At 39.1% G+C, this 21,143-nt stretch carries 13 protein-coding genes; 7 read left to right on the top strand and 6 right to left on the bottom strand.

Annotated elements, in window-relative coordinates; genetic code table 11:
* Positions 1-4 precede the first annotated feature (4 nt).
* The 6 genes from CRO15_RS05610 to CRO15_RS05585 form a co-directional block, all read right to left on the bottom strand.
* The gene (locus tag CRO15_RS05610) at positions 5-733 is read right to left on the bottom strand and encodes a chitobiase/beta-hexosaminidase C-terminal domain-containing protein (RefSeq protein ID WP_165769915.1); all 729 of its coding nucleotides are present in this window, start codon (positions 731-733) and stop codon (positions 5-7) included.
* Positions 734-855: 122 nt separating this feature from the next.
* Positions 856-1,893 carry an NHL repeat-containing protein gene (locus CRO15_RS05605; protein WP_243396908.1) on the bottom strand — a complete coding sequence of 346 codons (1,038 nt, stop codon included), beginning with the start codon at positions 1,891-1,893 and terminating at the stop codon, positions 856-858.
* Positions 1,890-3,380 (bottom strand): DUF1501 domain-containing protein, encoded by a 1,491-nt coding sequence (locus tag CRO15_RS05600; RefSeq protein WP_097044762.1) that lies wholly within the window; start codon positions 3,378-3,380, stop codon positions 1,890-1,892. The genes CRO15_RS05605 and CRO15_RS05600 overlap by 4 nt, the downstream gene beginning before the upstream one ends.
* A gap of 1 nt (position 3,381) precedes the next feature.
* Complete coding sequence (locus CRO15_RS05595) at positions 3,382-5,745, bottom strand: PSD1 and planctomycete cytochrome C domain-containing protein (protein ID WP_243396907.1); 2,364 nt, start codon at positions 5,743-5,745, stop codon at positions 3,382-3,384.
* A gap of 136 nt (positions 5,746-5,881) precedes the next feature.
* A complete protein-coding gene (locus CRO15_RS05590; protein WP_097044760.1) occupies positions 5,882-6,601 on the bottom strand; it encodes a LytR/AlgR family response regulator transcription factor in 720 nt (239 codons plus the stop codon).
* Entirely contained in the window at positions 6,598-7,698 is a 1,101-nt protein-coding gene (locus CRO15_RS05585; protein WP_243396906.1) for a sensor histidine kinase, read from the bottom strand. Before CRO15_RS05585 ends, CRO15_RS05590 begins: the two co-directional genes overlap by 4 nt.
* A gap of 213 nt (positions 7,699-7,911) precedes the next feature.
* Between CRO15_RS05585 and CRO15_RS05580 the strand changes: the two genes are divergently transcribed.
* The 7 genes from CRO15_RS05580 to CRO15_RS05550 are packed head-to-tail and all read left to right on the top strand — an operon-like array spanning position 7,912 to position 21,127.
* Positions 7,912-10,155 carry a GH92 family glycosyl hydrolase gene (locus CRO15_RS05580; protein ID WP_097044758.1) on the top strand — a complete coding sequence of 748 codons (2,244 nt, stop codon included), beginning with the start codon at positions 7,912-7,914 and terminating at the stop codon, positions 10,153-10,155.
* Between the two features lie 19 nt (positions 10,156-10,174).
* On the top strand, positions 10,175-12,052 hold the full coding sequence (locus CRO15_RS05575; RefSeq protein ID WP_097044757.1) for a sodium:solute symporter family protein: 1,878 nt from the start codon (positions 10,175-10,177) through the stop codon (positions 12,050-12,052).
* A 37-nt stretch (positions 12,053-12,089) separates the two neighbouring features.
* Positions 12,090-13,055 carry a glycoside hydrolase family 130 protein gene (locus CRO15_RS05570; RefSeq protein WP_097044756.1) on the top strand — a complete coding sequence of 322 codons (966 nt, stop codon included), beginning with the start codon at positions 12,090-12,092 and terminating at the stop codon, positions 13,053-13,055.
* Positions 13,056-13,065: 10 nt separating this feature from the next.
* Positions 13,066-14,154, top strand: coding sequence for a carbohydrate-binding family 9-like protein (locus CRO15_RS05565; protein ID WP_097044755.1), 1,089 nt, complete (start codon positions 13,066-13,068; stop codon positions 14,152-14,154).
* A gap of 17 nt (positions 14,155-14,171) precedes the next feature.
* On the top strand, positions 14,172-16,430 hold the full coding sequence (locus tag CRO15_RS05560; RefSeq protein WP_097044754.1) for a GH92 family glycosyl hydrolase: 2,259 nt from the start codon (positions 14,172-14,174) through the stop codon (positions 16,428-16,430).
* 52 nt (positions 16,431-16,482) lie between these two features.
* The gene (locus tag CRO15_RS05555; protein WP_097044864.1) at positions 16,483-18,768 is read left to right on the top strand and encodes a GH92 family glycosyl hydrolase; all 2,286 of its coding nucleotides are present in this window, start codon (positions 16,483-16,485) and stop codon (positions 18,766-18,768) included.
* Positions 18,769-18,793: 25 nt separating this feature from the next.
* Complete coding sequence (locus CRO15_RS05550) at positions 18,794-21,127, top strand: glycoside hydrolase family 20 protein (protein ID WP_097044753.1); 2,334 nt, start codon at positions 18,794-18,796, stop codon at positions 21,125-21,127.
* Positions 21,128-21,143 lie beyond the last annotated feature (16 nt).

Raw genomic sequence — 21,143 nt, 5'->3', positions numbered from 1 at the left:
GTATTTATTCGACCAAGATTTCATCCAAAAATGACCAGGGCAATGTTCCTTTCCCTTGATGCCATTCTGGAATTTCATCCAAAGAAGTTATGGTTATTGTTAGCTCTTTATATTTCCTTTTTTTTAGTGGAATCTCTATAAAATTCATTTTAACTCGGTCTGTATTAGCACTATTCTTAACTTCAATAGCTCCAACGGGATTCCCTTCCGCATTAATTGTAATTGATCTTGGCATAAAAATCCAAGCACCTTGATCTTGAAGAGCACTCAACATGATTTTTTCAAGTGCAATAGGCTCCGGGAACTTTAAATACACTTCAACATTTTTAGATTGAAATCCCAACCATTTATTACCATTTCTATAGGCAACAGTTCCTTTCTGACCATCTATCAAGGTTTTTGCTCCATTACCATAATAATTTTGATTGGGTTCTGGATCAACACTGATTTCAGTTTTGGAAATATCCTTTTTCATTTTTCGGATTACCATTCCCAATTCTTCACTGGGTTTAAAATCCGAATGAAAGGCCTTTACTTTCAATTGTGCATTTGAATTTATGGTCAATGGAGTTTCATAAATCAGGGAATTGGAGGTAACGGAGCTTCCATCCAATGTATATCGTATAGTAACTCCTTCATAGGCCAAATCTATTTTTACTGAAGCGCTGTTTTTAAAAAGTATGGAATCCGCTTCAATTTTTGGAGTTGCCAATTGAATGGTGTCCGCACTCAAAAAGACTGGTTTTTCAGATTGGCAGGATACCATTGACATACAAGAAAAGAAGACTAGAACAAGTATACAATTTGTCTTTTTCAACCTTCTCCTTGGGTTGATTGCATTACATAACCGCACCATCATACGCGATACAGTTTTATGGGATAGGTATTCCAAGAATTCCACTGTGCCACATAAATATTCTCATCTTCATCAACACAAACATCATGCGGGTGCCTAAAAATTTTCAAGGCTTGATGCATTGGGTTCAGGCGCTCTTTTTCATAGGTTGGTGTACTTCCTCCGGGAGCAGAGACCAATTTGTTGTTTTCATCCAAAATGGAAACAAAACCTGTTCCTTCAGAACCGTCGCCAGACCAGATGGTAGCCAGATAAACATTTTTATTGTGGATAACCGGTCTACAAATATAAGCTCCCGGCAGATCGATAGAGTCTATATAGGTCCCGTCCAACTGAAACCTTTTCAGCTTGTTTTGTTGTCGGGCCGTTATCAATAATATGGGATTACCAGGATTCCGGTCATCAATACAAATGCCGTGGGCATTGTTGAATAAATGGTCTTCATTTCCCCTACCTCCAAATACATTTTTAATGTTTCCTTTAGAATCATAATGCGTAATAAATTGCGCCCCATAGCCATCGGCCACGTAGATATCCCCATTTTCAGCAATAGCAGTTTCCGTGGGAATGTATTCTTCCTTTTTTTGATATTTCCCAGTTTCCTTTGGAAATGGCAAAATCTGGACAACCTTTCCATCCAGTGTGGTTTTTATCACCTCATGTCTTTCATTATCACAGATGTACAGGAACTCACTTCCATTTTCATTATGGAGTGTTAAGCCATGTGCCCCTGGGTATTCATGTCCCCAAGAATGAAGTAATTTTCCAGATTTATCATAGAAAAGCACATTGTTTTTGGTATGGTTGGTCAACAAAATTATCCGCCCTTTTGAGTCTTGCACCATTTCATGGCAATCCTTTACCGGAAAACGTTCGCTATTTAGTTTGCCCCAATCTACATCCACTTTATATTGATAGTCGCCATGTCCAATAATCACATCTTTAAGTGCATTTCCAGATAAAGGCATAGCATTAACGGACATTAGACCTGCCGTGGCCAAGCAACTTTTTTCAATAAATTTTCTACGCTGCATCATGCTAATATATCTTTTACTACATGGCCCTCAACATCGGTAAGCCTGAATCTTCTTCCTTGATATTTGTATGTGAGGCGCTCATGGTCAATTCCTAACAGATGCAATAAAGTGGCTTGGTAATCATGAACATGTACGGGATTCTCCACGATATTATATCCAAATTCGTCAGTTTCTCCATATACAATTCCAGGCTTAACACCTCCCCCGGCCAACCACATGCTGAAACAGCGTGGGTGATGATCCCTACCGTAACTTTCATCTGTTAGCGTTCCCTGAGAGTAATTGGTTCTGCCAAATTCACCTCCCCAAACAACCAAGGTGTCTTCTAACATACCTCTTTGCTTAAGGTCAGCGACCAATGCAGCGGAGGCTTGATCAACATCTTTAGCCTGTTTTTCGATAGCTCCTGGTAAATTATCATGCTGATCCCATCCCATATGATAAAGTTGGATAAAGCGAACATCTTGCTCTGCCAATCTTCTTGCCAACAAGCAATTGGCTGCATAGGTTCCTGGAATTTTGGCATCTGCACCATACATTTTATAAATGTAATCGGGTTCATCATCCGTATTCATCACCTCTGGAACTGAAGTTTGCATTCTATAGGCCATTTCATATTGTGCTATCCTACTTTGAATTTCTTCATCGCCAAATTCTTTGTACTGCTTTTCATTTAGCTCTGCCAAATTATCCAAAATGGCACGTTTTGTTTCTTTGGAAATTCCCTTGGGGTCATTTAAATAAAGTACGGGGTCTTTTGCCGCCCTAAACTGTACACCTTGATGCAGTGAGTGCAAAAACCCATTACCCCATAATCTTGTATACAATGGCTGTCCATTAGGTCTTCCAGAACCTCTAGACAATAATACGGTGAAGGCAGGCAGGTTTTCGTTTTCACTTCCCAGACCATAGCTCAACCAAGAACCAATGCTAGGTCTTCCTGGCTGCTGTGAGCCTGTCTGAAAAAAGGTAACTGCTGGGTCATGGTTGATAGCCTCAGTGTACATGGATTTGATGATGCACAATTCATCAACCATTTTCGCCGTGTAGGGCAACAAATCACTAATCCATGTTCCGTTTTTACCATATTGTTGAAACCCAAAATTGGAACCTACTAATGGAAAACGATCCTGACCAGAGGTCATTCCCGTTAAACGCTGCCCATTACGAATAGATTCTGGCAAATCTTCCCCTCTTCGTTCATTAAGTAAGGGTTTGTAGTCAAAAAGCTCCAATTGGGATGGTCCTCCACTTTGAAATAGGTAGATTACCCGTTTTATTTTTGCAGGATGGTGAGGGGAATTCAAAATTCCCTTTATTCCCATTGGGTTATCGGCTTTAGTGATGAGGCTTCCTTCCTTCTTGTAGAAATTACACCCCAACAAAGAACCAAGAGCCATTCCACCAACTCCAAGAGCAGATTTTCCTAAAAAGGCCCTTCTATTAAGGTTGATCGCATTATCCGCTATTATTTTCTTTTCGCTCATTTTATCCTCTTGAAATGGTTTCGTCTAAGTTAAGTATGGTATGCGCCGTCAAAGCCAATGCAGTTATTTGCTTTGATGGAATATTAGCTGTTACGGAAAACTCGCCAATGGATAGGTATTCTTCGGGAATGATTTCTCCGGTTTCTATTCTCTGAAGTGCATCCAAATACAAGCCATTTAAAATTTGAAGTTCTTCTTCCTTGGGTTTTCTTGAAGTAGCGTTCTGAAAAACATACTTGATTTGATCTGTAGGTTCTTGACCTACAACCCCAACTGCTTTATATGCCAATGCACGTGCAGCTTCAATAAGCTGTGGATCATTCAATAGCACCAATGCCTGCAATGGCGTATTGGTTTCTTGTCTCTTTACAGTACACAAGTCCCTTGAAGAAGCATCAAAAGTCATCATGCTTGGAGGTGGAACAGTCCGTTTCCAAAAAGTGTAAACACTTTTTCTATATAAATCCTTACCAGAACTTTGAACATAGGTAGAGGTACTTCCTCCTCCTCCTCCAGTGGTTTCCTCCCAAATCCCTTCGGGTTGATATGGTTTTACACTAGGGCCCCCGACCTCGGCATTTAAAAGTCCACTGACTTTCAACGCTTGATCGCGAATCATCTCAGCGCTCAATCGCAATCTTGATGCCCTTGCCAAATAGGTGTTCTCAGGGTCTTTTTCAGCCATCTCTTTGGATATCTCACTACTTTGCTGATATGTGGCCGACATGGCCATGTATTTCATGATTTGTTTAAGGTCCCAACCATCTTCCATAAACTTAATGGCCAAAAAGTCCAACAGCTCTGGGTGGGAAGGCAATGCCCCCTGATTTCCAAAATCGTATGAACTCTCCACCAAGCCCTTGCCAAACATTCTTTGCCAAATACGATTTACAGCCACTCTCGCCGTTAATGGATTATCTTTATGAAACAACCATTTTGACAATCCCAGCCTATTTTTTGGAAACTCCTTTGGAAATGGTAAAATAGCTTCTGGTGTCTCCGGAAAAACTTGATCAGTTGGTTGATCATAAACCCCTCTGTTCAGAATAAAAGTTTCTCTGGGCTGGGGCATTTCCTGCATAACCATTACATCTACTTTTGGCATGGAAGCAGTGGTCATGTTTACAAAACTCAATACTCCTTCCGCATCTTGTTTAGAAATGGTCATATAAGGTTTTGGAATGATCTGCGCACTCGGCATGAGTCCGTCTTCATCAATATTATTGAAGAAACCAAAAAGCTGAAAATGGTCTTTCTGGGACAGGGGATCATATTTATGGTCATGGCATCTGGCACATTCCATGGTCATTCCCAAAAAAGCAGTACCAAAGGTAACGGTGCGGTCTTCCACATACTCAATACGATATTCTTCTGGAATAACCCCTCCTTCCGCGGTAATCTTATGATTCCTATTGAATCCTGTTGCCAAAATGGACTCTTTTGTGGAATTTGGAAGCAAATCTCCGGCCAATTGATAGGTCACAAATTGATCATAGGGCATATTTTTATCAAAAGCATGGATTACCCAATCTCTCCAAGGCCACATGATTCGCTCAAAATCATCTTGATATCCATGTGTATCTGCATATCTTGCAACATCCATCCAATCCGCAGCCATATATTCCGCATAAGCTGTTGTATTGAGCAAGGAATCTATAATTTTCTCATAGGCCCCTGGTCTACCATCATTTAAAAAAGCATTGACTTGCTCCACACTTGGCGGCAATCCTGAAATACTAAAAAACACTCGGCGCATGAGTTGTTCTTTTTCTGCTTTTTTGGAAGGGGAAAATCCCTGGGCTTCTAATTTCTTTAAAATAAACTTGTCAATTTCGTTCTGGCTCCATTGGTCATTCTCAATTTGAGGAATGCTAGGGTCTTCTGGTGGCACAAATGCCCAGTGTTTTTTATAGACCGCTCCTTGGGCAACCCATTTTTTAAGTAGTTCCTTTTCATAATTGGACAATGATAGGTTTGATTCCGGCGGAGGCATTATTAAATTTGGGTCTTCTTCAAATATCCGTTTCACCAATTCGCTTTTCTCTAAATCTCTTGGAACAATGGCGTATCGGTCTTTATTCTCTCCTATTGCTGCATAGGCATCCTCTGCTTTATTCAAAGAAAGTCCTCCTTCAATAGCATTTTTATCTGGACCATGGCAAGCAAAACACCTATCCGAGAGAATTGGTTTTATATGAAAAGAGAAATCTATGCTATCTGGCATTTGTTTTAAGGATTCTTGTTGTGAAATGCCAGCGTACTCACCTTTGGTATTCTTACAACCAATAATACAGCATAACAAGAGAATAATGCATACAGCTTTCCACATCTCAATCTTACTGTTTATTAAAAAAAAGAAAGGCATTTGAATGGCTTTTAGGTTGTTAGCTCTTAAACTACCCAGATAATCCTAAATCTAATCAAAAAATTCGACCAATAGCCAATCAGAAAAGGTCAACGTAATTCTTTAAGAACACCAAACAAGGAATCAACACTTAATGTTACTGAATGGTATCGTTCAAGATTCTATTTTTTGCCTCGGTCAAATAGCTCCTTCCTATGGTGTATCTAATGCCATCTATTTCCAAACTGTTGCCTTCAATAGCTTCCACTTTATCAATGGCAATGGTGTACGACCTGTGTATCCTAATAAACTTATCTGATGGCAGCTCATCCGTAAAACTACCCAAGGTCTTATGGATAATGTATTTGGCCGAAGTAGTCTTGATTCTTATATAATCTTTAAGGCTTTCCACTACTACAATCTCATCTATAAAGATTTTTTGCAGTTTCTTTTTATCAATTTTTACAAAGATGCTTGGATTTTCATTTGTATTTTGCCCACCACCGGAAGAGCTTCCTTGCTTTAAACTTATTATTCTATTGACCGCTTTCAAAAACCGAGGAAAAGGGATTGGTTTCACTAAATAATCTATCGCCTCCAGCTCAAAACTCTTTAAAGCATATTCTTCATGAGCCGTGGTAATAACTATCATTGGGGAAACATGGAGTGTTTCTAAAAATTTTAAACCATCCAAAATGGGCATATTGATATCCAAAAAAATGATGTCAATTTCATTTTCCTGCAAGAACACGGAAGCATCAACAGCATTAGAAAAAGTTTTAATCAACTGTAATTGCTTCACCTGCTCAACATAGTTTTCCAGCACCTTTATTGCCAAAGGCTCATCATCAACAATCATTACCCTCAAGTCCGTCATACCTTCAATTTTAAGTTTACGTGAAACATATTATCTTTTTCAAAGATAGAAAGTTCATAATCCTCTGGGGTATACCCTAATTCCAAACGCTTTTTCACATTGGATAATCCAATACCCCCGCCACGCGTTGCCACTTTGCCCTCAACCTCTTTCTTGGGAACTGTATTGGAAACATTAAAGTACATATAATCATCCGTAACATTTATATCTATAGCAATATGTATTTCCCCTATGCTCTTGGTGGCTCCATGCTTAAAACAATTCTCAATTAAAGGAACCAAAAGCATTGGGGCAATGGTCTTATTTTCCATGTCTCCAGAAATACCAATATCTATTTGCAATGAATCATCAAAACGTATGCGCTCCAGATCAATATAGTTTTGAATGCAATCTATTTCACTTTTAAGATCTTGTTTTCGTTTACGAGTGGCATATAATAAATATCGCATCAACTCCGAAAGTTTTAAAATCACTTCTGGTGCCTTGTTGGATTTTTCCAAGGTAAGCGAATAAACATTATTTAAGGTATTGAAGAAAAAATGAGGAGAAACTTGTGATCTCAAGAATTTTAATTCTGTAGTAAGCTGTCTTTTTTCAAGCTCATGGAGTTTGCTATGTTCCCGTAACCAGTCCACTGTCACCTTAATTGCCGTGGCAAAAGCAACCACATATAGCTCGCCGATCATTGTTGTCATTGCATAGTTAAAGGTAATACTATCCGTTTCCCCTGGACCTTCGGGCATGACATTGGTATCTATTAAGTAATAGGTAAGGTTGAATTTTACCAGAAGCATTATAAATAAACAAGCCACCATCAAAAAAGCATACAGCACATATTTTCTTGTATATACATACTTGGGCATTAGAAAATAAATATTGAAGTAAGCCAGTGCAATATGAATGGGAAAACCAATAAGGTTGGTTTTTAAGGATAGGGCAAAGTCGTCATGCACACTTCCCCACCGCAGGGTATTGATAGCAAAATAAATGACCCAAAAGACGACATGATGTTTATAGGTAATACTATACCGCCTGATAGTTTCAGCATTTAAAAGCTCATCCAGCTTGTCATTTATATACATGAATTTATAAGACATTTCATTTGTACGGTTTTTCTGCCGTTTAGCTTTTATGGCTGGTTGTTGGTCTAATATTATTCCTGTACAGAATAAAATTATAAATATTTAGGTATACAATTGCAACCGACCACAACCATTGAGCTTGCCAACCTATTTTCTATTCAAGGACAAGAAAACCAAATATATTTTGAGGAAAAGTATAAAAAATACATCTATTAATCTATTGAACTGATGAGCAAACTAACTTTTCCTTTCTTTTTACTGACTCTCATCCTAAACTTTTCCTGTAAGGAAGAAAAAACAAAAGACTCCCCAAAAAACATCACCTCATTTGTAGATCCTTTCATTGGCACTGGTGGTCATGGGCACACTTTCCCTGGAGCAACTGCTCCTTTTGGCATGGTACAACCCAGTCCGGATAATGGTACTGCCGGGTGGGATTGGTGTTCTGGATATCACATTACAGATTCAATTATTTCGGGTTTTGCACAACTGCATCTTAGTGGTACCGGAATTGGAGATTTGGCAGATATTTTACTCATGCCAACCAATAACCCTGTTGATCTATCCAAATTTGGAACCTCTAAGGATAGTTTGCCTTACACATCACGATTCTCACACACCAACGAAGTTGCTTCTCCTGGGTATTACAATGTGCTTCTGGATGACCATAATGTTCAGGTAGAACTTACTGCCAATGAATATGTAGCTTATCACAAATACACCTATCAAACTATAAAAATCCCTTCTTTTATTGTTGATTTGGGATATGCAGTTAATTGGGACAAACCGATGAAAAGCTCCCTTACATTGGAAAATGAAACCCTTTTGGTTGGGTATCGGCACAGTACTGGTTGGGCAAAAAATCAAAAAGTGTTCTTTGCCATTGAATCTTCCGCTCCCATCATGAATTCTGTTTTGACGGCAGAAGGCACATCTCTAGAGGATAATAAAACAGCTAAAGGAATAAAAACCGGGGGACAATTCTTTTTTGATAATGATTTGGAGTCTGTGGAGTTGAAAATAGCTGTTTCCTCTGTAAGTATATCCAACGCCAAAGAAAACTTAAACAAATTTGGTTCCTCCAAATCTTTTGAAGATGTAAAGAAGGATACTGATAAAAATTGGGAAGACCTGCTTTCTAAAATCAAGATAGAAACGCCACAGGATTCCTTGAAAACGATGTTTTACACAGCGCTATACCATACCCATGTTGCTCCTGTGCTATTTAGTGACACCAATGGGCAATTTCGATTGCAGAATGATAGTATTGTAACCGCACAAAATTGGAGCGCATACTCAACACTCTCTTTATGGGATACTTTCAGGGCGGAAAATCCATTACTAAACATATTGCAGCAAGACAAGGTAAATAGTATTATCCAATCCATGCTAGCCTATTATGATGAACAAGGCAGGCTACCTGTATGGACATTATATGCCAATGAAACCAATACTATGACGGGCAACCATGGAGTATCTGTCATAGTTGAAGCTTTTTTAAAAGGAGTTAGAAGTTATGACATTGAGAAAGCTTACCAGGCAGTCCGTAATACCATGATGGGCGACATTAGGGGATTGAAACCTTACAAAGAATATGGATATATCCCGTACAATGAGCTGGACGAGTCAGTTACCATAAGTCTAGAGTTTGCTTATAATGATTGGTGTGTGGCCCAAATGGCCAAAGTCTTGGGCAAAGATGAAGATTACAGATATTTTATAAATCGTTCCAATGCTTTCAAACATCTTTTTGATTCAGAAACTGGGTTCATGAGAGGAAAATCCACTGATGGAAAAAGCTGGAACGAACCTTTTGATCCAAAATTTTCCAACCATAGATTGCATACGGATTATACTGAAGGTAATGCATGGCAGCATAGCTGGTTTGTATTGCACGATGTTCCTGGCTTTATTGATTTGCATGGCGGAAATGATGCTTTCACAAACAAATTGGAACAACTATTTACCGAAAGTTCGGAGATTTCAGGAGATAACATTTCGGCAGATATTTCTGGATTGGTTGGGCAATATGCCCATGGCAACGAACCTAGCCATCATATTGCCTATATGTTCAACAAAGCCCACAAGCCATGGAAAACACAACAATGGGTCAGAGAGATTTTGGACACTCAATACAGCGCAAAACCAGATGGTTTAAGTGGCAACGAAGACTGTGGTCAAATGTCCGCATGGTATGTCTTTAGCTCAATGGGTTTTTATCCCATGAACCCGGCATCAGGCCAATATGAATTGGGAAGCCCAATTTTCGAAAAAGCAACCATAGCAATTTCTAACACCAAAAGTTTTGTTATTGTGGCAGAAAACACCTCATCAACCAACAAATACATTCAATCAGTAAAACTAAATGGAAAGTCGCTTCAGAGAACCTATATCACACACAAGGAACTAATGGATGGTGGAACATTGGAATTTGAAATGGGGCCAAAACCGAATAAAAACTGGGGCATTTAATTAAGGCGAAGAAGAGCAAATGGATGTAATAGATATTTCAATCATAGCAATCTATGTATTGCTGACCCTTTTTGTGGGAATCTGGATTTCCAAAAAGGCCTCTAAAGGACTTGAGTCTTACTTTTTAGGCGGAAAAGACATAAAATGGTACTACTTGGGCCTTAGTAACGGCTCTGGCATGTTCGATGTATCGGGAACCGCATGGATGGTTGGCATCTTGTTTCTCTATGGCGCCAAAAGTTTTATGTTCATGTGGCTGTGGCCCGTATTCAATCAGATTTTTATAATGATGTTCCTGGCCGTATGGATCAGGCGCTCCAATATCATGACAGGTTCTGAATGGATTCTTACTCGTTTTGGAGACGGAAGGGCTGGTAGGGCATCGCATAGTATTATTGCGGTATTTGCAGTGGTATCTGCCGTTGGGTTTATTGCCTATTTTTTTGAAGGTGTCGGTAAATTCCTGACCATAATTTTACCCTGGGATATTCCCTTGGAAATAGGAGATATGCTCCTTTTGACCTCGGAGCAATCCTATGCTATGATCATTATTTTCCTGACCACACTCTATACCATAAAAGGTGGAATGTTCTCTGTAGTAGCCACCGAAGTGCTGCAATATGGGATTATGGTCATTGCCGGTCTTCTGGTTGCCGGATATGCTTTTGTCACTATCACGGATGTAGAAATCAACAATATTATTTCTGAGGAATGGAGCAATATCTTCTTCAAGAACGAATTAGGGGTGCATTGGAGTGAGAAATTTGATGCTTTTAACCGACTTATTGATTCAGAGGGTTATAAAATGTTCGGGGCTTTTATAGGCATGTCTCTCTTAAAAGGTTTTTTTGCCAGTATTGCCGGACCTGTACCCAGTTATGACTTTCAACGAATTTTATCCACTAGATCGGTTAAAGAAGCTGCTTATATGAGTGGTTTTACCAATTTGGTATTGTACATCCCTCGTTATTTATTGATTACGGGAATTGTAGTGATCGCTCTGGTAGTTTTGGCTCCAGAGATGAGTGCAAATCCAACTTTATCTGGTGGTGATTTAGAACTGATTTTACCCAAAGTGATCAACCATCATGTTCCCGTTGGCATCAAGGGTCTTTTGTTAGCAGGCTTATTAGCTGCATTTATGTCTACTTTTTCTGCTTTTGTAAATTCGGCTCCGGCTTATATTGTAAATGACATTTATAAAAAATATTTTAAGCCTGAAGCTTCTAGCAAACACTATATCAAAGCTAGCCACATTGCCTCTTTCGCCGTTGTGGCCCTTGGCGTTTGCATGGGCTTCTTTGCTGAATCCATCAACTCGCTTACCCTCTGGATAAGTAGCGCCCTTTTTGGGGGATACGTAGCTGCAAATTTTCTAAAATGGATATGGTGGCGTTTTAATGGTTGGGGGTATTTTTGGGGTATGTTGGCTGGATTGCTAATTGCTACCCTTCAATTTATACTGGATCAAAACAAAGGGAGTTTTGAAGAAGGATCCCTGCTGTTTGACCTTTCCCATCTATCTGCCATTTATCTTTTCCCTATCATCTTCGGATTCTCTTTATTAGGATCGTATTTAGGAACCTACCTAACCAAGCCTACAGAAATCGAAGTATTAAAATCTTTTTACAAAAATGTAAAACCATGGGGGTGGTGGAAACCAATTTATACCCAATTAAAAAATGAGGATGCTTCTTTTGAGAAGAACAATGATTTTTGGTTGGATATGATGAACTGTGCCATTGGCATAGTATGGCAATCGAGCATGATACTGCTTCCTATTTATTTGATTATCAGAGATTATCCAAAAACCCTTGTAACACTTGTGGTATTTGTTATAACTTCAATAATTTTAAAATTCACTTGGCTAGACAAGACCAAAAAAATCCCTAACTAGGATTACAAAATAAATAACACCTAATTAAATTTATAAAGTGAGTACAATTCCCTGGCAAGAAAGACCTGCTAACATTTCAGATGTGGTTTGGAGATATAATGAAAATCCAATAATACAAAGAGATGCCATACCATCTTCAAACAGTATTTTCAATAGTGCGGTAGTCCCGTTTAAGGATGGGTATGCGGGTGTTTTTAGATGTGATAACAAAGCTGTACAAATGAATATTTTTGCAGGTTTCAGCAAAGACGGCATCAACTGGGAAATAAACCATGAACCTATAACCTTTGGAGCTGGAAACACCCAAATGATAGAATCTGATTATAAATATGACCCTAGGGTTACATTTATAGAAGATAGATATTGGATCACTTGGTGTAACGGATATCATGGACCAACCATAGGTATTGGCTACACTTTCGATTTTAAAGAATTTTTCCAATGTGAAAATGCCTTTTTGCCTTTCAATAGAAATGGAGTGTTGTTTCCAGAAAAAATTAATGGAAAGTATGCCATGCTCAGTAGACCTAGCGATAATGGGCACACTCCTTTTGGTGATATTTACCTAAGCTATAGTCCAGATATGAAATATTGGGGAGAGCACAGATGCGTTATGAAAGCATCTCCTTTTGAAGACAGTGCCTGGCAATGCACCAAAATAGGAGCTGGTTCCGTACCCATATTAACCGATGAAGGTTGGTTAATGTTTTACCATGGCGTAATAAATACCTGCAATGGATTTAGATATTCCTTGGGAGCGTCCATTCTGGACAAGGATAATCCAAACAACGTAAAATATAGAACCCAACCCTATCTTTTATCCCCACAAACCACATATGAATGTGTAGGAGATGTCCCTAATGTTATTTTCCCATGCGCAACATTACATTCTCTTGAGGAAGATAAAGTGGCCATTTACTATGGCGCAGCAGATACGGTTACCGCCCTTGCCTTTGGGCATATATCGGAGATTTTAAAGTTTACCAAAGAAAATAGTTTATAAGCGGGAAGTAATGAACACAATGGAAAAACAAAAAAAACTAATCAACTTCATCTCGTTCTTCTTATTCATAGGATGCATTTTGATTTACGCCCAAGAAACACCAAGAAGCTATGTAGCATACAAAACAAATAGCGAAATAACCATTGATGGAAAAGCAAACGAAACCTCGTGGCAAAAAGCTCCATGGTCAGATTTATTTATAGATATTGAAGGGGTCAAAAAGCCCACCTACGATACCCGAATGAAAATGTTATGGGATGATACCAATGTCTACTTTTTTGCACAAATGGAAGAGCCACATGTGTGGGGAGATATTACCGAACATGATGCGGTAATCTTCCATAACAATGATTTTGAAATTTTTCTTGACCCTGAAGCTGATGTACATGGATATTATGAATTGGAATGGAATGTTCTAAATACCGTTTGGGATCAATTTTTGACTGCTCCATACCGCACAGGCAACCAAACATTGAATGGTTGGGAAGCATTGGGACTACAATCAGCCGTATCCGTACAAGGCACTCTCAATGATCCTTCAGATGTTGATCAAGGATGGACCATAGAAATAGCCATTCCATTTAGGGATTTGCGCACAGGGTACTATGAAAACAATGTACCAAAAAACAAGTTTTGGAGAGTAGGTTTTTCAAGGGTTAACTGGGATTTTGACATCACCAATGGAAAGTACTCAAGAAAAAAAGACAAAAAAACAGGTGAATTTCTTCATGAATATAACTGGGTATGGTCTCCTCAGTATGTCATCAATATGCACGAACCAGAAAGATGGGGCTATGTTTATTTCTCAGAAAATGAAGCAGGCAGCTCATCATACCAGTTTGAAATTCCAAAGGATGAACATATCAAATGGTATCTGTATGAACTATACCGGGATTTGATTTCCAAAAACCAACAAAAAATAGCTTGGAAAAATGCAGATGGACAGGTGTATGGACCGTCAACACAACTTTTCAACAAAAAGGTGACCCCCTTTCTGGAAAAACACTTCAAAGGTTTTACCATTTGGACAAAAAGTCCGTTTACAAATGAAATATTGACAATAGATAAAAACGGAAAATTCGAAGTTCATAAAAAATAATCAGAAGCCATGAGCCAATGAAACCGGATTATGTTTGCATAGCACTTGTATTTTTACTTGTAGGTTGTTCCCAAAAACCTAAAAAGGAACACTTTGAAGAAAAACTGACCAGCTATGTCAATCCATTTATTGGCACAGATGGTCCGGGCAATACTTATCCTGGAGCCACTACACCATTTGGAATGGTACAATTGAGTCCAGATATTGGCATTCCAGGATGGGACCGTATAGCTGGATATTATTATCAAGATTCCATAATCACAGGTTTTTCACATACACATTTAACTGGCACCGGAGCTGGTGACCTCTACGATATTTTGGTGATGCCCACCAATAGCAGATTTTCTGACAGCATTCCTGACAATAATTATAAACCCTACTCCAAGTTTGATCATACCCAAGAAAAAGCTTCTCCAGGTTATTACTGGGTTAATTTATTGGATTATGGCATCAAGGCGGAAATGACTGCAACTAGCCGAGTGGGTATTCACAGATACACATTTCCAAAGGATGAAAACAGTCATATTCATGTGGATTTAGGCTATTCCTTAAATTGGGACAAGCCTACCGACACTTTCATTAAAGTAGCCAACGATTCCACTTTACAAGGTCATCGCATGTCAACAGGTTGGGCCAGAAACCAACGTTTATTTTTCGAAATACGGTTTTCAAAACCGTTTGATTCTTATAAAATTGTTGGAGGTGAGACTCAAAATGAAAGTGATTCAAAAATAATTCTGAACTACAGTACAATTGAAGGAGAGCAGATTATTGTCAAAACAGGTCTGTCATCTGTGAGTTCAGAAGCTGCGAGCAAAGCCATCCAAACCGAGGCAAATTCAGATTTCGACAGCATAAAAAAGAACACGGAAGGTGTTTGGGAAAAAGAACTGCAAAAAATCACAATCAGAACTCCTGATAGAAATAAAAAATCCATTTTCTATACCATGATGTATCAGTCCATGCTGGCCCCTACATTGTATAGCGATAGCAATGGCGAATATAAAGCGGCCAATGATGCCAACGGAAAGCTTAAGGATGGAACAGATTCGATTGCAAAAGCAGACAATTTTAATCGTTACGATACCTTTTCACTCTGGGACACCTTTAGGGCGGCCCACCCACTCTACACCATTATTCAATCGGAAAAAGTGCCGGATATGGTTAAATCTCTGTTGGCGCATTACACCGAAACCGGTATTCTTCCAGTATGGTCCATGCAGGGAAGTGAAACCAATATGATGATCGGTTACCATGCCGTTCCCGTAATTGTGGATGCTTATTTTAAAGGGTTTGACTTTGACGCAGAAGTGGCATATAAAGCTTGTAAGGAAAGTGCAATGGTCAACGAACGTCAAATAGATATTTATAAAGAAAAGGGCTATATCCCCGTGGATGACGGTCATGAAAACTGGTCGGTTTCCAAAACCATGGAATATGCCTATGATGATTGGTGCATTGCCATGTTCGCGAAAGATTTGGGAAAAACCGATGATTACAATTACTTCTTGAAGCGATCACAGAATTGGAAGAACCTATACAATTCCAAAAGAACATGGCTACAGCCCAAAGACCCACAGGGAGATTTTATTGAACCCTTTATTCCAAAGGAATACACGCCATATTTCTGCGAAAGTAATGCTTGGCATTACTACTGGTTTGTTCCTCAAGATGTTGAAGGGCTTATTAAAAGTACAGGTGGAGAGGAACGTTTTGAACAAAAACTGGATTCCATGTTCAGTTATTACCCAGAACCTGAAGACAAACTACCTTTGTTCAGTACGGGAATGATAGGTCAATATGCACATGGTAACGAACCCAGTCACCATGTTGCCTATTTATATAATTATGTTGGTCAGCCATCAAAAGCACAGAAGTTGGTCAGTACTATTTTAGAAGATCAGTACAAAAATGAACCGAACGGACACTGCGGTAACGAAGACTGTGGACAGATGTCATCCTGGTACATTTTGAACTCATTGGGCTTCTACCCTGTTAACCCGGCACAAGGAGTTTATGATCTGGGAGTTCCCCAATTTGAGGAAGCTGTTGTGCAGGTGGGCAATAACAAATCTCTAACCATAAAAGCTGAAGGTTTAAATGGCAATCCTTTTGTGCAAAGCGTATCTTTAAATGGCAAAAAACTAGATAGGAGTTATATTACCCACAAAGAAATCAGTAACGGCGGAACATTGACCTTTAAAATGACCGGTGATGAAAAATTGGCCAACGAACGCCAATTGAAAAATCCTGAGGTCAACAAAATATATCAGTAGTATGAAAACAAGAAAAATACAGTGGCCAGCAATTGGAATTTTATTTTTAGCAATGGTTTTTACTTCATGCGGAGAAGGAACCAAAAAAGAAATGGCTACAAATTCCCAGCAGGATCAAACAGAACTATTAGAATATGTGAATCCATTAATGGGTACAGATTCAGATTTCAGCTTATCCAATGGAAATACATATCCGGCCATTGCCACACCTTGGGGCATGAATTTCTGGACACCCATGACCTCAAAAATGGGAGATGGATGGACTTACAAATATGATGAAAAGACCATTAGAGGAATTAAACAGACCCACCAACCCAGTCCATGGATCAATGATTATGCTGCATTTTCCCTAATGGCGGTCACAGGAGAACTGAAATACAAGGAAGACGAACGAGTTTCCCACTTTTCGCATAAGGCAGAAACCGTAAAACCGGATTATTACAGTGTATATTTGGCAGATTATGACGTGGTGGCTGAGGTAACACCAACCGAAAGGGCTGCACATTTCAGATTTACTTTTCCAGAAACCGACCAGGCATTTATAATGCTCGATGCATTTTTTAAAGGCTCCATGGTCAAGATTTTACCAGAAGAGCGAAAAATAATCGGCTACTGCAGAAACAATAGCGGAGGTGTTCCTGAAAATTTCCACAATTATTTTGTGGCCGAATTTGATAAAGATTTTGAGCTTACCCATACTTGGGGAGACGACTGGAAATTAAAAGAAAACACTACCGAAAACAAAGGAGAACATGTTGGGGCAATCATTGGTTTTAAAACCAAGAGAGGCGAAAAAGTTCATGTAAAAGTAGCTTCTTCATTCATTAGTCCAGAACAGGCACAATTAAATCTGGACAGGGAGATTGGCAATAAAACTTTTAAAGAAACCAGAGATGCCGCTACCCAAGCATGGGAAAAAGAATTAAGCAGAATTGAAATAAGCACCCAAAACATTGATCATTTACGTACTTTTTATTCCTGTTTGTACAGGGTGTTACTCTTCCCAAGAAAATTCTATGAGTTTGATGCCAATGATCAAGTAGTACACTACAGTCCATATAATGGTGAGGTTTTACCAGGATATATGTTTACCGATAACGGATTCTGGGATACTTTCAGAGCAGTCTTTCCTTTTTTCAATATGATGTACCCTGATTTAAACAGTAACATTATGGAAGGATTGGTAAACACCTATAAAGAATCTGGATGGTTGCCAGAATGGGCCAGTCCTGGACACCGTGATTGTATGATCGGATCCAATTCTGCACCAATAATCGCCGATGCGCATTTAACAGGAGTAAGTGGTTTTGATAATGAGACGCTTTTGGATGCCATCTTAAAAAATGCGACCGTGGCCGATGGAAGACCGGTCAATAGTGTAGGAAGAGCAGGGTTGGATTACTACAATGAGCTGGGATATGTTCCTTACGATGTTGACATTCATGAAAATGCTGCTAGGACCTTGGAATACGCCTATGCTGATTTTACCATTGCGCAAATGGCTAAATCTTTAGGGAAAAATGAACTGGCTGAGAAATACTATCAAAAATCCTTGAACTATAAAAAGTTGTTCGACCCATCCACTAAATTAATGCGTGGCAAAAATAAAGATGGTGAATTTCAATCTCCATTTAATCCATTAAAATGGGGTGATGCTTTTACCGAAGGCAACAGTTTGCACTATACGTGGTCTGTTTTTCATGATGTTCAGGGGCTCATTGACCTTATGGGTGGAGAAAAGGAATTTACAGGAATGCTGGATGGAGTTTTCAATATGCCCCCAGAATATGATGATTCTTACTACGGATTCACCATTCATGAAATCCGGGAAATGCAGATTATGAATATGGGAAATTATGCCCATGGCAACCAACCCATCCAACATATGATCTATCTCTATAACTATGCCAAGCAACCTTGGAAAACCCAGGCAAAAGTACGGGAGGTATTGACCAAGCTCTATACACCAACTCCAGATGGTTATTGTGGGGATGAGGATAACGGACAAACATCTGCCTGGTATGTGTTCAGTGCATTGGGTTTTTATCCTGTAGCTCCGGCCACAAATCAATACGTAATTGGAAGCCCTCTGTTTGATGAGGTAAAATTGCATTTGCAAAACGGGAATACCTTTACTATCACTGCTAATGACAATGGAAAGGAAAATCCTTTTATCCAAACTGCCGGTTTGAACGGAAAATCATACGATAAAACTTGGATTGGCACGGAAACTGTTCAAAATGGTGGGGAGCTTAATTTTAAAATGGGTCCTGAAGCCAACAAGAACTGGGCTATTTCCAACGAGTCAACTCCTTATTCTCTATCCAATCAGAAGTAAAAGATCATCCAACCAGATTATTACCATGAGCCAAAAAGCACATCTTTTAGTATTTATTTTGACCATTACCTTAGTAGGATGTCAGCCGAAAAGTACAAAGGTTTTCACGGAAGATGATATTACCATTCTTCCAAAACCCAAAGAACTGCAATTAAATTCTGGTGGTTTTTTGTTCACAGAGAACACAAAATTGATTGTTTCGAAGGACTCACAAAAGGAAGTGTTCCAGTTCATAAAAAATGCTTTTAAAAATGTGTCAGGTTGGGATTTGGAGTTTGTCGAATCCGCTCCTTCAAAAAATTACATTCAGCTAAACTTAGATGACACATTACCTGATGAAGCTTATACCTTAGCGGTGACCAGTAACCATATAACCATTAAAGCCAAAGACAATGCAGGCTTTTTATACGGTTTGGAAACGATTCGTCAATTATTACCAGAATCCATAGAAAGTAAATCCATTGTTAATGGTGTTAACTGGGAAATCCCCAACATATCTGTAAATGATGAGCCTAGATTTAAATGGAGGGGGTTGATGTTGGATTTGTCACGTCATTTCTTCGACAAAGAATACATAAAAAGTACTATAGATCAATTGGCAGCACACAAGATGAATGTACTGCATTTACATTTAGTAGATGATCAAGGATGGCGAATAGAAATAAAGAAATATCCCAAACTTACAGATGTGGGTGCATGGCGTGTTGACCAGGAAGACCTGCACTGGAACAGCAGGTTATCGGTAAAAGCAGGTGAAAAAGGCAAGTATGGTGGTTTTTTGACCCAAGAAGAGCTAAAGGAAATTGTTGCCTATGCTGCTTCAAAAAATGTTGAGGTAATTCCAGAAATAGAAATGCCCGCGCACGTTACAAGTGCCGTTGCGGCATACCCTGAACTTATGTGCTTTGATAATCCTGAGCCGGTTGGAGTACCTTCTGGAGGTGTTTGGCCTATCACGGATATTTATTGCGCGGGTAAAGAGTCGACTTTTGAATTTTTAGAGAATGTACTCATAGAGGTCATGGAGATTTTCCCATCTAAATACATTCACATTGGTGGTGATGAAGCTACCAAAACCAATTGGAAAATCTGTCCACATTGCAAAAAACGAATGAAAAATGAAAAACTGCACGATGTGGAAGAACTTCAAAGCTATTTTATAAAACGCATGGAGAAGTTCATCAATACACACGGCAAAAAATTGGTAGGCTGGGATGAAATACTTGAAGGAGGATTGGCGCCAGATGCCACCGTAATGAGTTGGAGAGGTGTAAAAGGAGGTCTTGAAGCCGCTTCTCAAGGTCATGACGTTGTAATGACCCCTGGCAGTCATTGTTATTTTGATCACTACCAAGGCCCACAAGATGATGAGCCATTGGCTATTGGAGGCTATACTCCATTAAGTAAAGTATATGAATTTGATCCTGTTGTTGAGGGCATGAGCGAGGAAGATGCCGCCCATGTACTAGGCGGGCAAGCCAACCTCTGGTCTGAATATATTCCAACTCCAGAACATTCCCAGTATATGATCTATCCAAGAATAGCAGCTTTGGCCGAAACCGTATGGAGCCCGAAAGAGTCTAGAGATTGGGGTGATTTTTCCAATAGGGTCAAGCATTTGTTCAAAAGATATGAACTTCAGGGAATAAATTATGCCCAAAGTGCCTATCTCATCAGTAAAAGCACAGAAGCTAATCTAGATACTAAAACTATTACTCTTTCCTTACAAAATGAATTTCCAAAAGCTGATATTCGATACGTATTGGGAGAAGGGGAACTAAATGATGACTCAAAAAAATATTCAACCCCTATTAAGATAAATTCAACTACCAATATTAAAGCTGGCTTGTTTCTAGATGGAAAGTTATCTGGAAAAGTATTTAAAGATACCATAGTGTTCCACAAAGCTGTTGCCCACCCAATAGAATACATCAAAAAATATAGTGACAGCTACCAAGGTGTGGGACCATATACATTGACCAACGCCGTTAGAGGCACCACCAACTTTCATGATGGACAATGGTTGGCTTGGCTAGATGATGACATGGAGGCTATCGTAGAACTTGGTGAAGAAAAAACAATAAGTCAAGTTGCTTTGGGAACTATGGAAAATCAAGGCCCTGGCATTTATTTCCCAACTAAAGTCGAGGTATTAATTTCCATGGATGGAAAAGTATTTGAAACTGTGGGTACAATTGAAAGGGCTTATGTTAAAAACGGTAATCCAGTTTTAAAGGATTTCGCAATTTCTTTTGAAGAGAGAAATACAAAATATGTAAAGGTAAAAGCGACCAATCTTAAAAAAGCTCCCAATGGTGGAGGCACATGGCTCTTTGTAGATGAAATTGTAATAAAATAATACAGACTTTCTATTT

The sequence above is a fragment of the Flagellimonas pacifica genome (assembly GCF_900215465.1).
Taxonomy (GTDB): Bacteria; Bacteroidota; Bacteroidia; order Flavobacteriales; family Flavobacteriaceae; genus Flagellimonas; species Flagellimonas pacifica.
Note: the sequence above shows the minus strand (reverse complement) of the source record. Positions and strands in the feature narration are given on the sequence as shown.